Origin of the sequence: Pseudomonas sp. GM18, from assembly GCF_000282195.1 — a bacterium.
Classification (GTDB): Bacteria; Pseudomonadota; Gammaproteobacteria; order Pseudomonadales; family Pseudomonadaceae; genus Aquipseudomonas.
This window is the reverse complement of the sequence record NZ_AKJT01000072.1, coordinates 1-14,100: the sequence shown is the minus strand read 5'-3', so window position 1 is coordinate 14,100 and position 14,100 is coordinate 1. Positions and strand designations below refer to the sequence as shown.

Annotated in this window: 13 protein-coding genes; 4 read left to right on the top strand and 9 right to left on the bottom strand. The window is 59.7% G+C overall.

Annotated features, from left to right (window positions below):
- Window positions 1-41: 41 nt before the first annotated feature.
- From garD to kdgD, 4 genes are all read right to left on the bottom strand, one after another.
- Entirely contained in the window at window positions 42-1,595 is a 1,554-nt protein-coding gene (garD, locus tag PMI21_RS09945) for a galactarate dehydratase (protein ID WP_007939723.1), read from the bottom strand.
- An 11-nt stretch (window positions 1,596-1,606) separates the two neighbouring features.
- Window positions 1,607-2,974: an MFS transporter gene (locus tag PMI21_RS09950; protein ID WP_007939722.1), complete on the bottom strand. Its 1,368-nt coding sequence runs from the start codon at window positions 2,972-2,974 to the stop codon at window positions 1,607-1,609.
- Between the two features lie 100 nt (window positions 2,975-3,074).
- Window positions 3,075-4,520 (bottom strand): aldehyde dehydrogenase family protein, encoded by a 1,446-nt coding sequence (locus PMI21_RS09955; protein WP_007939721.1) that lies wholly within the window; start codon window positions 4,518-4,520, stop codon window positions 3,075-3,077.
- 73 nt (window positions 4,521-4,593) lie between these two features.
- Window positions 4,594-5,505, bottom strand: coding sequence for a 5-dehydro-4-deoxyglucarate dehydratase (kdgD, locus tag PMI21_RS09960; RefSeq protein WP_007939720.1), 912 nt, complete (start codon window positions 5,503-5,505; stop codon window positions 4,594-4,596).
- A 235-nt stretch (window positions 5,506-5,740) separates the two neighbouring features.
- Here kdgD and PMI21_RS09965 point away from each other — a divergent pair, with 235 nt between their 5' ends.
- The 3 genes from PMI21_RS09965 (at window position 5,741) to PMI21_RS09975 (ending at window position 7,591) form a co-directional block, all read left to right on the top strand.
- Complete coding sequence (locus PMI21_RS09965; protein WP_007939719.1) at window positions 5,741-7,075, top strand: hypothetical protein; 1,335 nt, start codon at window positions 5,741-5,743, stop codon at window positions 7,073-7,075.
- An 11-nt stretch (window positions 7,076-7,086) separates the two neighbouring features.
- Window positions 7,087-7,272 (top strand): hypothetical protein, encoded by a 186-nt coding sequence (locus PMI21_RS09970; protein ID WP_007939718.1) that lies wholly within the window; start codon window positions 7,087-7,089, stop codon window positions 7,270-7,272.
- A gap of 115 nt (window positions 7,273-7,387) precedes the next feature.
- On the top strand, window positions 7,388-7,591 hold the full coding sequence (locus PMI21_RS09975) for a hypothetical protein (RefSeq protein ID WP_007939717.1): 204 nt from the start codon (window positions 7,388-7,390) through the stop codon (window positions 7,589-7,591).
- 79 nt (window positions 7,592-7,670) lie between these two features.
- Here the strand turns inward: PMI21_RS09975 and PMI21_RS09980 are convergent, their stop codons facing one another.
- From PMI21_RS09980 to PMI21_RS09995, 4 genes are all read right to left on the bottom strand, one after another.
- Window positions 7,671-8,420, bottom strand: coding sequence for a FadR/GntR family transcriptional regulator (locus PMI21_RS09980; RefSeq protein WP_007939716.1), 750 nt, complete (start codon window positions 8,418-8,420; stop codon window positions 7,671-7,673).
- A gap of 79 nt (window positions 8,421-8,499) precedes the next feature.
- On the bottom strand, window positions 8,500-10,227 hold the full coding sequence (locus PMI21_RS09985; RefSeq protein ID WP_007939715.1) for an ABC transporter ATP-binding protein/permease: 1,728 nt from the start codon (window positions 10,225-10,227) through the stop codon (window positions 8,500-8,502).
- 96 nt (window positions 10,228-10,323) lie between these two features.
- Window positions 10,324-10,884, bottom strand: a complete 561-nt coding sequence (locus PMI21_RS09990) for a response regulator transcription factor (RefSeq protein WP_007939714.1) — start codon at window positions 10,882-10,884, stop codon at window positions 10,324-10,326.
- Window positions 10,877-12,139 (bottom strand): ATP-binding protein, encoded by a 1,263-nt coding sequence (locus tag PMI21_RS09995; protein WP_007939713.1) that lies wholly within the window; start codon window positions 12,137-12,139, stop codon window positions 10,877-10,879. The genes PMI21_RS09990 and PMI21_RS09995 overlap by 8 nt, the downstream gene beginning before the upstream one ends.
- 300 nt (window positions 12,140-12,439) lie before the next feature.
- Between PMI21_RS09995 and PMI21_RS10000 the strand changes: the two genes are divergently transcribed.
- On the top strand, window positions 12,440-13,159 hold the full coding sequence (locus PMI21_RS10000) for an SIMPL domain-containing protein (protein ID WP_007939711.1): 720 nt from the start codon (window positions 12,440-12,442) through the stop codon (window positions 13,157-13,159).
- Window positions 13,160-13,285: 126 nt separating this feature from the next.
- Here the strand turns inward: PMI21_RS10000 and PMI21_RS10005 are convergent, their stop codons facing one another.
- Window positions 13,286-13,657 carry a DUF6124 family protein gene (locus PMI21_RS10005; RefSeq protein ID WP_007939710.1) on the bottom strand — a complete coding sequence of 124 codons (372 nt, stop codon included), beginning with the start codon at window positions 13,655-13,657 and terminating at the stop codon, window positions 13,286-13,288.
- Between the last annotated feature and the right edge of the window lie 443 nt (window positions 13,658-14,100).

Below are 14,100 nucleotides of genomic sequence, written 5' to 3'. Positions count from 1 at the left end.
TCCCATTCGCAGGCAAGCCCGCGATGAACGACAACGCGGTCTTACGTGATCGGCGCCGGGTTGAACAAGGTGATGTCGTTATGCAGCTTGTGCTGCTCCGCCCACGTCTGTTTCTTGCCGCTGGCCACGTCCAGGTAGTAGTGGAACAACTCCCAGCCGAGGTCTTCGATCGACGCTCGCCCGGTGGCAATCCGCCCGGCATCGATGTCGATCAGGTCCGGCCAGCGCTGCGCCAGTTCTGTGCGAGTCGACACCTTCACCACTGGCGCCATCGCCAACCCATAAGGCGTACCACGGCCGGTGGTGAACACATGCAGGTTCATCCCCGCCGCCAGCTGCAACGTCCCGCAGACAAAATCACTGGCCGGGGTCGCGCAGAAAATCAGCCCTTTGCGCTTGAACCGCTCCCCTGGGCCAAGCACCCCGTTGATTGCACTGCTGCCGGATTTGACGATCGAGCCCAAGGACTTTTCGACAATGTTCGACAACCCGCCCTTCTTGTTCCCAGGCGTGGTGTTGGCGCTGCGATCCGCTTCGCCCTTGGCCAGGTAACGGTCGTACCAGTCCATTTCCCGCACCAGTTCCTGAGCGACTTCTTCGGTTTCCGCCCGGGACGTCAGCAGGTAAATCGCATCGCGCACTTCGGTGACTTCGGAAAACATCACCGTCGCACCGGCCCGCAGCAGCAGGTCCGAGGCATAGCCCAAGGCCGGGTTGGCGGTGATCCCGGAGAACGCATCGCTGCCGCCGCACTGCATGCCGAGGATCAGCTCGGACGCCGGCACGGTTTCCCGGCGACGTTGATCGAGCTTCTTCAAACGGGTTTCGGCCAGCGCCATGATTTGCTCGATCATCTCGGTGAAACCGTGACTGGAATCCTGCAAGCGATAGAGCCATGGCTCGCTCAAATCCACCGAGCTGTCGTTGTCGTGCATCACCTGCCCGGCCTGCAATTTCTCGCAGCCCAGGCTGATCACCAGCGCCTCGCCACCCAGGTTCGGGTTGCGCGCCAGATTGCGCACGGTGCGGATCGGGATGTACGCGTCGGTGGCAGTGATCGCCACGCCGCAGCCGTAACTGTGGGTCAGCGCCACCACGTCATCGACGTTCGGGTACTTGGGCAGCAACTCGTCCTTGATGCGTTTTACCGCGTGATCCAGCACGCCGGTGACGCACTGCACGGTGGTGGTGATGCCGAGAATGTTGCGCGTGCCGACGGTGCCGTCGGCGTTGCGATAACCCTCGAAGGTGAAGCCTTCCAGCGGTGCCTGCGCGGCCGGCACTTCGGTGGACAGCGGCAAGCTGTCCAGCGGTGGCGCGGTGGGCATGCGCAGTTGATCTTCCTTGACCCAGCTGCCGCGAGGAATCGGCTGCAACGCGTAGCCGATCGTCTGGCCGTAACGAATCACCTGGCCACCCTCGGGAATGTCCTCGAGGGTGACCTTGTGGCTCTGCGGCACGAAATCCACGGTGACCAGGCCATCGGGGAATTCGGTGCCGGCCGGCACGCCCTGATCGTTGACCACGATCACCACATTGTCCCGCGCGTGCAGGCGGATGTAGCGCGGCGAGTCGGAATGTTCAATCAACTGCATGACGCCGCTCCTCAGGAATGCGCTTCAGATAACTTATTGTTCAGTTCAGGACCGCTGGCAGGCGGCTCTTTGAGCACCACGCGTTTGATCGGGCCAACGATCACCAGGTAGCTGAATACCGCCACCAGCGCGTTGCAACCAACAAACACCAAGGCCCATTTGAACGAGCCGGTGGAGCTGATGATGTAGCCAATGACAATCGGCGTGGTGATCGACGCAATGTTGCCGAAGGTGTTGAACAGGCCACCGCTGAGACCGGCGATCTGTTTCGGTGAGGTGTCGGACACCACCGCCCAACCCAATGCACCGACGCCTTTGCCGAAGAACGCCAGGGCCATGAAGCCGACGACCATCCATTCCACGTCCACGTAGTTGCAAGCCACGATGCTGCTGGAAACCAGCAGGCCGGCGATGATCGGCGCCTTGCGGGCGAAGGTCAGCGAGTGACCCTTGCGCAGCAGATAGTCAGAAATCACCCCGCCGAGCACCCCACCGATAAACCCGCAGATCGCCGGCAACGAGGCAATGAAACCGGCCTTGAGGATGGTCATGCCGCGTTCCTGCACCAGATACACCGGGAACCAGGTCAGGAAGAAGTAGGTGATGCCGTTGATGCAGTACTGGCCCAAATACACGCCGAGCATCATGCGGTTGGTCAGCAACTGGCGGATGTAGTCCCACTTCGGACCGTCGACCTTTTTGCCTTTGCCCTTGTCCTGGTCCATGTCGACCATGCCACCGTTGTCGGCGATGTGCTTGAACTCGGCGTCGTTGATCATCGGGTGCTGGCGCGGACTGTGGATAACTTTCAGCCAGATCCCCGAGAAGATGATGCCGATCACGCCCATGACGATGAACACATGCTGCCAGCCGAAGCTGTAGACGATCCAGCCCATCAGCGGCGCAAACAATACGGTGGCGAAGTATTGCGCCGAGTTGAAGATCGCCGAGGCGGTGCCGCGCTCAGCGGTGGGGAACCACGCCGCCACGATACGTGCGTTGCCGGGGAAGGATGGCGCTTCGGCCAGGCCCACCAGAAAGCGCAGCATGAACAGCGCGACGACGGCGGTGGAAAGCCCGAACTCACCGACATAGCCTTGCAGCACGGTGAACAGCGACCAGGTGAAGATGCTCAAGGCATAAACTTTTTTCGAACCGAACCGGTCCAGCAGCCAGCCACCGGGAATTTGCCCGGCCACGTAGGCCCAACCGAAGGCGGAGAAGATATAACCGAGGGTGACCGCGTCGATGCCGAGGTCTTTTTGCAGGCTGGAGCCGGCGATTGCGATGGTCGCCCGGTCGGCGTAATTGATCGTGGTCACCAGAAACAGCATGAGCAAAATCAAATAGCGGACGTGAGTCGGCTTGGTCGATTGCATTGTAGATGTACTCCCACTGATTATTTTTATGCGGGTAATAACGATTTCTTTGTAGGCGCCGGCTTTTGTGGGAGCCGGCGCCTACAGGTACTGCGGTGTATCAGGAACCGACGTAGGCAGTCTTCACGACCGTGTAGAACTCTTGCGCATAGCGACCTTGCTCACGTGAGCCATAGGATGAGCCTTTACGCCCACCGAACGGAACGTGGTAATCCACGCCGGCGGTCGGCAGGTTGACCATCACCATCCCGGCCTGGGAGTGGCGCTTGAAGTGGTTGGCGTACTTCAGCGACGTGGTAGCGATACCCGCCGACAGGCCGAACTCGGTGTCGTTGGCCATCTCCAGTGCAGCGTCGTAATCGGCCACGCGCACGACATTGGCCACCGGGCCGAAGATCTCTTCGCGGCTGATACGCATCGCGGCCTCGCTGTCGGCAAACAGCGTCGGGGCGAGGAAGTAGCCCTCGGTATCGCAGGTCACCAGACCACCGCCGCTGACCAGACGTGCCCCTTCGGACTGGCCGATGTCGATGTACTTCAGGTCCTGTTCAAGCTGCGCTTGCGAGACCACCGGGCCGATGTCGGTACCGGACTTCAACGCGTGACCGACCTTGATCGATTTCATGCGCTCGGCCATGGCTTCGACGAACTTGTCGTGAATCCCGGCGGTGACGATGAGGCGGCTCGACGCGGTGCAACGCTGACCGGTGGAGTAGAACGCGCTCTGTACCGACAGTTCGACCGCTTGCTTGAGGTCGGCGTCGTCGAGAATGATCTGCGGGTTCTTGCCGCCCATTTCCAGCTGAACCTTGGCCTGACGCGACACGCAATTGACCGCGATCTGTCGGCCCACGCCAACCGAACCGGTGAAACTGATGCCATCGACTTTCGGGCTGTTGACCAGCGCCTCGCCGACCACTCGACCGCTGCCCATCACCAGGTTGAACACGCCGGCCGGGAAACCGGCGCGGGAGATGATTTCCGCCAGCGCCCAGGCGCAGCCCGGAACCAGATCCGCCGGCTTCAGCACCACGCAGTTGCCGTAGGCCAGGGCCGGAGCGATTTTCCACGCCGGGATCGCGATCGGGAAGTTCCACGGTGTGATTAGGCCGACTACACCGAGGGCTTCGCGGGTCACTTCAACGTTCACGCCCGGACGCACCGACGGCACGTAGTCACCGGACAGGCGCAGGCATTCACCAGCGAAGAACTTGAAGATGTTGCCGGCGCGGGTCACTTCGCCGATGGCTTCGGGCAGGGTCTTGCCCTCTTCCCGGGCCAGCAACGTGCCAAGCTCTTCGCGACGGGCGAGGATCTCGCTGCCGACTTTATCCAGCGCATCGTGTCGAGCCTGAATGCCGGAAGTGGACCACGCCGGAAACGCGGCGCAAGCGGCGTCGATGGCGGCGTTGACTTGAGCCAGGTCGGCCTTGGCGTAGTCACCGATGGTGTCGGTCAATTCCGACGGGTTGATGTTGCCGGAATAGTCAGCGCCGGCGACCCATTGGCCACCGATGTAGTTGTCGTAACGCTTCAAATCAGCCACGGCTTGCACCTTTTAAAAGAAGTCCTCACACAAAAAGCCGCTGATTGCTCAGCGGCCTTGGGTTTGTCGGGTGTTACTGCGCACCCTGCTTGTCGATCAGCGCGGCGAGCATTTCGTACTCTTCGCCCGTCAGATCGGTCAGCGGTGCACGCACCGGGCCTGCGTCATAGCCAGCAATTTTTGCCCCGGCCTTGACGATGCTCACCGCGTAACCGGCCTTGCGGTTGCGGATGTCCAGGTACGGCAGGAAGAAGTCGTCGATGATCTTGCCGACGGTGGCGTGATCTTCGCGGGCGATGGCGTGGTAGAAATCCATCGCGGTTTTCGGGATGAAGTTGAACACCGCCGAGGAGTAAACCGGTACGCCCAAAGCCTTGTAGGCCGCGGCGTAGACTTCAGCGGTCGGCAAGCCACCCAGATAGCTGAAGCGATCGCCGAGGCGGCGACGGATCGACACCATCAGCTCGATATCGCCCAGGCCATCCTTGTAGCCGATCAGGTTCGGGCAGCGTTCGGCCAGACGTTCCAGCAACGGAGCGGTCAGGCGGCAGACGTTGCGGTTGTAGACCACCACGCCGATCTTCACCGATTTGCACACGGCCTCAACGTGGGCGGCAACGCCGTCCTGGCTGGCTTCGGTCAGATAGTGCGGCAGCAGCAACAGGCCTTTGGCGCCCAGGCGCTCGGCTTCCTGAGCGTACTCGATAGCCTGGCGGGTCGAACCGCCGACACCGGCGAGGATTGGCACGCTGCTGGCGCAGGTGTCGACGGCTGTCTTGATGATTTCCGAATACTCGCTGGCCGCCAGAGAGAAGAACTCACCGGTACCGCCCGCGGCGAACAACGCCGAGGCGCCGTATGGGGCCAGCCATTCAAGACGCTTGATGTAGCCCGCGCGATGGAAATCGCCCTGAGCATTGAAGTCGGTGACCGGGAACGACAGCAAACCGGAAGAGAGGATGGACTTCAGTTCTTGTGGATTCATTATTCGAACACCCTGGGTAGCAACATTGTGTGAGAAAACCGTTCAGCCTTCGCTGAAGTTGTAGGTCATCGTACAACCTAAAATACAACCGTCAACTGCATTTCATCGCCGCTCTCAGCATTTGAGTCAGAAAAGGTAATTCCTTGACGTAGGAGATTTCTCATCTATGATCCAGAAAGCTGTATATACATACAGTTAATTTGAACTTTGCCTACGACATATCAAGGAGCTAGAAATGTCAGGTCTACATGCACACCCGAAGGAAAATACCCGACAGATCATTGCCGATCTGGATGATCTTTTTACCGAGCATGGCATCGCCATTTCCGGCGATGGCGCCACGCTAAAACTCACAGCCGGAAGTCATCACCGCCTCAAACATCAGCGCCGTGGCCGGCTGCCGACGCCACCGAAAAATCCGCTGAAAGGCTTGCCCCCGTTGAGGTTCGAGGGTGCAGAACATACCGCGATCGGCGACAGCACCCTGCTGCGTTTCGTCAAGGATGCACCTGCGCTACCGGCCTGGCAGGTGGCGTTGCATCTGCCCAACGGCCTGGCATTGACCTATGGTCAAGTGATCGCGCTGGGGGGTGATTTTTATGGAGTTCCCGAACAACCGATCAACGAAGGTGCAACAGCCCAAGAGCGAATCCAGCGCTTTACCAACGCCTTCAACTCCCTGGCGGTACTGCCGGCGTCAAACGCCGAGGCGAAGCTGATTCTTGGTGTGATGCAAAAGGAAATCGCCGCGGTCAATCAGGCGATCAAGGACGGTAAACAGCCTCACGAGGCTTATGAAACCCTCGGAGATACGTTGTCGGAAGAGTGGAACAAGATCACCGGCGGCGGCAGTTTCGTCTCGGCGCTGTTTCCTTTGGGGCGTTATCTGAAACTGGCCGCCAACAATGCCGACCACTTTGGCGAATGGGCGCTGCTGGCTTACATCGCCGGGCACACGGCCGCGTTGCAACAAGCGGTGCTGGCCCACAACAGCGGCGATGAAAAGCTGTTGGAGCTGGCCTATGCGATGAACGCTTTTGCCGACCACTCCCTCACCGATCTGTTTTCCGCAGGGCATTTGCGAGTGCCGCGCAAACAGTTGGCGGCGGCAGTCACGCCGAGTGATCTGGGCTCGCTGATCACCCGTTTCATGCACGACGAAGACAGCAAGTTCGGCCTCAATGTGCGCAATGGCAACGGCGATCGCTGGCACGCGTATGGCGACAAACGTTACTTCGACGCGATCGACAGCGCCAATCGTGCCCAGGTGAATCAGGCAGTCCAGGTGTCTGCGGATGAAGTGTTCGCGGCGTACCTCAGTGGCATCGCCCCGTCGGCCGGCAGCTTTGCTGCATTGAAAAGGCTGCCTGACCTGCAAGCGGTGTTGAACCCGACGGGCAATTTCTCACCGCTGTTCAAGGTTGAGGGCGGCAAGGTGCTACGGCGCAAGGACGTCAACAACCTGAACGATACCGCCACCGTGGATGATTGGTGGGGCTGGAGCACTTATCTGTTGCTCAAGGACTACCACCCGACAGACGCTGTTAATTCACCGATCAATAACCGATAAGGAGATCACTGATGACCATCAAATTGAAACTGGAACTGGCCTCGGGACAATCAATGAAAGGAGCGCCGTTGGAGTTGTTGGCTGATGGCAAACCGATTGCCAGCGCGATTGTAGATAACCAAGGGCAGATACGATTCGATGCCCGTCCTGGGTCAGCGGCGTTGGCGGTGAGAGTGGATCGTTCAATAAACAAATAAGCTTCAATCTTCTGACGCTGAAGACCGTTCGTCGAAACTGCAAGTTCTTACAGTATCGTCGCCGACAGGTTTCCCCCTACGTTGAGTGACCACACTCTCTGCGAAGGATCTGCTCATGAACGTTACCTATACGTTGAAACATGCGGTCGGCAAGCGTCAGAAAATCATGTTTGACGGCATTATCTATGCGTCGGATATCCTGCAGTTCGAAGGTCTGGATGAACAGTACGTCGTCACCAAAAGGACGCTGGTCATCCCTTTCGACATCGATCAGCCAATCACCGACGTCATGCTTGAAACCGAACCTTACAAGCCTTGAACAAACGCCCATCGTTGCATAGGCGATTCGATACATCCGTCTAACGTGGCAAACTGGGCCGATCGCGGCCACTGAAGCTTCATCCGCGCTGCGCCTGCGCCTCTTCATGGGCCTGGCGCAGCCGCTCGCGGCTATTGGTCAGGTGCAAACGCATCGCCGCCCGCGCCGCATCGGAATCCTGACGCGCGATCGCGTCGTAAATCTCTTCGTGTTCACGGCTCAGGCGACTCATGTAGTGCTGTTGGTCGTCATGGGCCAGGCGCGCGGAGTTCAGGCGTGTACGCGGAATGATGCTGGTGCCCAGGTGGGTCATGATGTCGGTGAAGTAACGGTTGCCGGTAGCCAGGGCGATTTGCAGGTGGAACTGGAAATCCGATGCCACGGCATCGCCGGCGTGGGCGGCACTTTCGTTGAGGGCGTCCAGCGCCTCACGCATCGCCGCCAACTGCTCAGGGCTGCGACGTTGCGCGGCAAGGCCGGCGGACTCCACTTCCAGGCTGATGCGCAGTTCCAGAATGGCCAATACGTCGCGCAAGGTCACCACGGTCGCCGGGTCGATACGAAAACCACTCGGGCTCGGAGTGTCGAGCACAAAGGTGCCGATGCCGTGACGGGTTTCCACCTGGCCTGCGGCCTGCAAACGGGAAATCGCTTCGCGCACCACGGTGCGGCTGACGCCATGGGCATCCATGATCGCCGACTCGGTGGGTAACTTGTCGCCACGCTTGAGCTGACCGTCGCGGATCTGCTCGGACAACACCGTCACCAATTCCTGTGCGAGGCTGCGGCGCTTGCGAGGGAGGCGAGGTGCGTCGATCGGGTTTTCCATGGTGAACGTCTGTCTCGAAAAAACGGCTGAAACCGCATCATAGCGTATGCAGGTTGTACGATCACCACAGGGGGGATGTTCAGGCGGTCACGGCCTGGTCCACCAGATGGCCATTCTCGATGCGCACATGCCGAGGATGGAAACGTTTCAGGCTGCTGCGATGGCCGACGCTGACAATGCTCAAGCCCGGCAACTCATCGATCAACGCCTGATACAGCGACGCTTCGTCCTCTTCGTCCATCGCCGAGGTGGCTTCGTCCATGTACAGCCATTGCGGCGCATACAGCAGCGCACGGGCGAAGGCCAGACGTTGCTGCTCACCCGGCGAGAGCATGCGCTGCCAGTGGTTCGCTTCATCCAGACGGGAAATCAGGTGCGGCAAACGACAGGTTTCCAACACGTGAACGTAGCGTTCCTGCGTATAGGTATCGCCAGGTTGTGGATAACTCAGGGCTTCACGCAGGCTGCCAATCGGCAAATAAGGCTTTTGCGGCAGGAACAGATAACGCGCCGACGGCAGGCGAATACTGCCGTGGCCGGTCGGCCACAGATGCCCCATGGCTCGCAGCAAGGTCGACTTACCGCTGCCGGAGCGGCCGCTGAGCATGACGCGCTCGCCCTCTTCCACCGCCATATCGGCGTTGGTCAGCAGGTGACGACCGTCGGCCAGATCGAGGCCCAGGTTGTGGATTTTCAGTTCTTCGCCGTGGTTCTGGACGTCGATGGCTGGCTGGCGCTCTTCGTTGTCGGTCATGGCCTGGCGGAAGCTGAGCAGACGGTCACAGGTGGCACGCCATGAGGCGAGGTTCTGATACGCACTGATAAACCAGCTGAAGCTTTCCTGCACATTGCCGAACGCCGAGCTGATTTGCATCAGTTCACCGAGCTCGATCTTGCCGGCGAGGTAACGCGGCGAGGCAACGATGAACGGGAAGATGATGGCCGCCTGGCTGTAACCGGCGGTGAAGAATGTCAGGCGCTTGGACACTTTCATGATGTCCCAGAAGTTATGCCAGACCATTCCGAAGCGGCCGCTCAATCGACGATTTTCGTTCGGCTCTCCGTTGTACAACGCGATGCTTTCGGCATTCTCGCGAATCCGCACCATGGAGAAACGCAGGTCGGCTTCGAAGCGTTGTTGTTGGTTGTTCAGACCGATCAATCGACGACCGATCAAATGCGTCAGCCAGCTGCCTACCACTGCGTAAACCAGTACGCACCAGAACATGTAGCCGGGAATAGTAATACCGAAGACTTCAATACTGCCCGACACGCCCCACAGAATGATCGAGAACGACACCAGGCTGACGATATTGCGCAGCAGCCCGATACCCAGCTCAAGGGTATTGGACGTGAAATTGTTGAGGTCTTCGGAAATCCGCTGGTCCGGGTTATCGGTGTAACCGCCCTGCTCCAGCTGGTAATAGTTTTTGTTGCCGAGCCAGCGGGCGAAGTGTTTCTCGGTCAACCAGGCTCGCCAGCGGATGGTCAGCATCTGCGTCAAATAGAGCCGGTACACGGCACCGACAATCGCCACAGCCGCAATCGCGCAGAAATACAGAATCAGCTGCCAGAACGCGGCTTCATCCTTCTTTTGCAGGGCGTTGTAGAAATCTTTGTACCAGGTGTTGAACCACACCGAGATCCCCACGCTGATCAGCGACAGTGCGATCACCGCAATCAGCAGCGTCCAGGCCTTGGCCTTCTCTTCGCTTTGCCAGTAGGGCGTGATGATCGCCCAGACTTTGCGGAAAAACTGCCCGCGCACAGCATCGTTGACCGCGGAATATTCAGCGTTCTGATTCATGGATAAGGCTCGATAAAGAAAAAAACACACACGAACCGATCATAGATGATCGGCGCGTGTGATCGCGAGGGCTGGCGATAACCGTTCAGCGCTCGTTCAGCGACGGACCGGACGCTTCTGCAGTTTGCGCTGCAGCGTGCGGCGGTGCATGCCCAAGGCGCGGGCAGTGGCGGAGATGTTGCCTTCGTGCTCGGTCAGGACGCGCTGGATGTGCTCCCACTGGAGGCGGTCCACGGACATCGGGTTTTCCGGCACCAGCGAGTCGAGGTCGGCGTGTTCGGAGAGCAGCGCGGCCAGCACGTCATCGGCATCCGCCGGTTTGCACAGATAATTGCAGGCGCCGCGCTTGATTGCCTCGACGGCGGTGGCAATGCTCGAGTAACCGGTGAGGATCACCACGCGCATGTCCGGGTCGAGTTCGAGCAGCTTGGGCAGCAACACCAGGCCCGAATCGCCGTCCATTTTCAGGTCCAGCGCGGCGTAATCCGGGATATCGGCCTGGGCGATGGTCAGGCCCTCTTCGGCGGAACCGGCGGTGCTGACGCGAAAACCACGGCGGGCCATGGCGCGGGCCATCACGCGGGTGAAGGTTGCGTCGTCGTCTACCAGCAGCAAATGCGGCAGTTCTTCGCCTTCAACTTGGATCTCGTCACTCATGTTCGTCTCCTCGGGCGACACGGGGCAGGCGCAGCTCGGTGAGCGTGCCGCCTTCCTCATGACTGTAGAGTTTCACTGAGCCGCCGGCGCGTGTCACGCTGGCCTTGCTCAAAAACAGGCCCAGGCCGAAACCTTTGCCCTTGGTGGTAAAAAACGGTTTGCCGATCTGCTCGGCAATGGCCAATGGCACACCGGCACCATGGTCGCGAATGCTGATGGTCAGGTCTTCGGCATTCCAGTCCAGGGTTACTTGCAGCCCTTCGGGGCAGGCATCGGCAGCGTTGTTCAACAAATTCAGCAGGGCTTGGGTCAGGTCCGGCGGTGGCGCCATGCGCGGCACGGTCCCTTGGCCCAAACGCTGGAAGCGATAACTCGCCTCAGGACGCATCAGGTGCCAGCGGTTGAGCGCTTCGTCGAGCCAGTCGGTGACATCCTGCATCTCCACCGCCATACGACGATTGGCCTCGGCGGCGCGCACCAGTTGCTGCAAGGTTTCCTTGCACAACTTGACCTGATCCTGCAAAACCTTCAAATCGTCCTGCAACATCGGGTCGGGGTGATCCTGCTGCATCTCTTTGAGCAACACGCTCATGGTCGCCAGCGGCGTGCCCAGTTCATGGGCGGCACCGGCAGCCTGAGTCGCGACGGCCAGCAATTGCTGATCTCGCAGGCCCTCCTCGCGGCGGATCGCGCGCAGCTCTTCCTGACGGCGCAGCTCTTCGGCCATGCGTGCAGCAAAGAAGGTGATGACGGCGGCAGCCAGGGCAAAACTCAGCCACATACCGTAGATCTGCAGGTTTTCCCGGGCGATGGGGAAGGTTTCCAGCGGATAGAACCGTGCCAGCAGCAACGTATACAGCGCCAGGGCGATACCCGACAGAATCACCGAATAGCGCCATGGCAGCGTCACGGCGGCGATGGTCAGCGGCACCAGGTAATAAGAGACGAACGGGTTGGTCGAGCCACCGGAGAAAAACAACAAGGCACTGTGGATAAACAGGTCGCAGGCCAGTTGCAGGGCGTATTCAAGCTCGGTGACCGGCCACGAAGTGCGCAGGCGCACGGTGGTGAACACACACAACAGCGTCGAACAGCCCAGTGTCATCGCCAGTTGCACCCACGGCAACGGCAGCAGTTCGAGCCAGTAGGCCAGGCCCACGGAGCCGGCTTGGGCGGCGAGCACCAGAATCCGGATGAAAGTCAGCCGCCAGAGGTTCTGGCGAGTGGCGGAAGTCAGTTGTACGGGGGCGAGCATGAGCTCTCCTGATGAGCGCTCCAGGCGGATCGCACGGAGTATAACCAAGCCGCGGGCCTGAGAGGCGAAAGTGCGGCAAACGACCACATGGCAGAAAGGATTGTGGCGTCTATAAGGCTCGCTCCCACATTGAAATGCGTTCCCCTGTGTGTGGCTTGCCCGCGATTGACCGCAAAGCGGTCACCTGCATTCCATCTGTATAGAAGTTGTAACTGGGCGAACCGTATCGTTGAAGCTAGAGTCTGATGGTTTCACGCAGGTTCGGACCCTAACCCCTGCGCATCGTCCAAGGAGCTTTTCATGCACACATTGCGCCGCAGCGCCGCCCTTCTTGCCTTAAGCGTTGGCACCGCCGCCAGCCTCCCGGCCCTGGCCGTCGACGAGCTGCATTACAACCAGATCTCCCTGCGCGCCGAAGTCAGCCAGGAAGTGGCCCGCGACCTGATGATCGTGACCCTCTACACCGAAGAACAAAACACCGACCCGGCCAAACTCGCCGCCGACGTCAGCACCACCATGAACAAGGCACTGGCCCAGGCCAAGCAGGTCAAGGACATCACCCTGCGTCAGGGCAGCCGCAACAGCTACCCGATCTACGACACCAAAGGCCAGAAAATCACCGGCTGGCGTGAACGCGCCGAACTGCGCCTGGAAAGCTCGGACTTCGCCGCCCTGTCCAAACTCACCGGCGAACTGCTCACCGACCTGAAAATGGGCGGCATGGACTTCGCCATCGCCACCCCAACCCGCAAAGCCAGCGAAGACGCCCTGCTCAAAGAAGCCGTGACCGCCTTCAAGGCCCGCGCCCAACTGGCCACCGACGCCCTGGGCGGCAAGAGCTACAAAATCGTCAACCTGAACCTCAACAGCAACGGTTATCCACAACCGTACATGCGCGGGCCGATGATGATGAAAGCCGCCGCCGGCATGGATTCGGCACCGGTGACGCCAGAAGTTGAGGCAGGCACCAGTCAGGTGAGCATGACGGCGGATGGGGCTATTGAAGTGTTGATGCCTTGATTCGATAACCTGCGCACAAACAAACGGCGATCACCGAAGTGATCGCCGTTTTTTTGTGCCAGAAGAATCTGGTTGTGATCGTCATCTTGGTGATGAAAGCACGGACGTCATCGCAGTGATTCAGACTTAAGTCTGCGGATCGACGTTATCCAACGCCCGATTCACCGCCAATTCCGCCAGCATGATGATCTGCTGAATGGCCAACACTGTATTGCGCTGCGGGCCGATCAGGTTCGTGGCGAAATCGCTGGCCAGGACACTGGCCGAGGCCAATGACTCGCAGGCTTGTGCCAGGAGACTCTCGGTGCCCATGTCGGGGGCAACCAAGTACATCGTGCTGGGGCGACGAGGTCTTGCGGCGTAAGGCTTGGGGGGATTGAGGTAGTAGTCGAGCGCGCGCTTTGTGGCTTCGCGGTCTTTGAGTAGCTCTTCGGCGCGCAAGGCGTCGGCGATTGGGTTGGTTTTGTTGAAGTTCGAATCGGAATTACCGTTGTCCATTTTCAGCTCCTGATCACAATTGGAGCCATCACTTGCCGTTATGGTCGTGAGGGCTTTCGCCCTACTGATTTCAGGTTTCCACTCCTGGTCGCTGATTTCGCAGCGACAGCCAAAGACTAGAGAGCCCGCTTCCGACGGACAACCTGAAAGATGCGTGGGAAAGGTCTGCGTTCAGGCACATCCATTAAACATTCAAAAGCGGAACGCGGAGCGTCCCTGGCGGCGTTCCCACGCGGGAGCGTGGGAACGATCATTCAGGTACAGACGAAAGAAGTGGGTCGGCTGTCAGGCCGCCTTCGCGGGCAAGCCCTCTCCCACAGTGGAGCGGCATACACCCGCCCCTCACCACTCAACAGGCCGAGCGTTAGCTCGCCTGCCGCTTTTGATCTTGATCTGCCCGCCCCTTCGGGAGGCTGAGTGGAGGTGTTCATCTGGGGATTGGC

Coding starts and splice junctions, on each gene's coding strand:
- PMI21_RS10005 (WP_007939710.1), bottom strand. CDS start 13,657: ATGGACAACGGTAATTCCGATTCGAACTTCAACAAAACCAACCCAATC.
- PMI21_RS10000 (WP_007939711.1), top strand. CDS start 12,440: ATGCACACATTGCGCCGCAGCGCCGCCCTTCTTGCCTTAAGCGTTGGC.
- kdgD (WP_007939720.1), bottom strand. CDS start 5,505: ATGAATCCACAAGAACTGAAGTCCATCCTCTCTTCCGGTTTGCTGTCG.
- PMI21_RS09980 (WP_007939716.1), bottom strand. CDS start 8,420: ATGGAAAACCCGATCGACGCACCTCGCCTCCCTCGCAAGCGCCGCAGC.
- PMI21_RS09950 (WP_007939722.1), bottom strand. CDS start 2,974: ATGCAATCGACCAAGCCGACTCACGTCCGCTATTTGATTTTGCTCATG.
- garD (WP_007939723.1), bottom strand. CDS start 1,595: ATGCAGTTGATTGAACATTCCGACTCGCCGCGCTACATCCGCCTGCAC.
- PMI21_RS09985 (WP_007939715.1), bottom strand. CDS start 10,227: ATGAATCAGAACGCTGAATATTCCGCGGTCAACGATGCTGTGCGCGGG.
- PMI21_RS09970 (WP_007939718.1), top strand. CDS start 7,087: ATGACCATCAAATTGAAACTGGAACTGGCCTCGGGACAATCAATGAAA.
- PMI21_RS09975 (WP_007939717.1), top strand. CDS start 7,388: ATGAACGTTACCTATACGTTGAAACATGCGGTCGGCAAGCGTCAGAAA.
- PMI21_RS09995 (WP_007939713.1), bottom strand. CDS start 12,139: ATGCTCGCCCCCGTACAACTGACTTCCGCCACTCGCCAGAACCTCTGG.
- PMI21_RS09990 (WP_007939714.1), bottom strand. CDS start 10,884: ATGAGTGACGAGATCCAAGTTGAAGGCGAAGAACTGCCGCATTTGCTG.
- PMI21_RS09965 (WP_007939719.1), top strand. CDS start 5,741: ATGTCAGGTCTACATGCACACCCGAAGGAAAATACCCGACAGATCATT.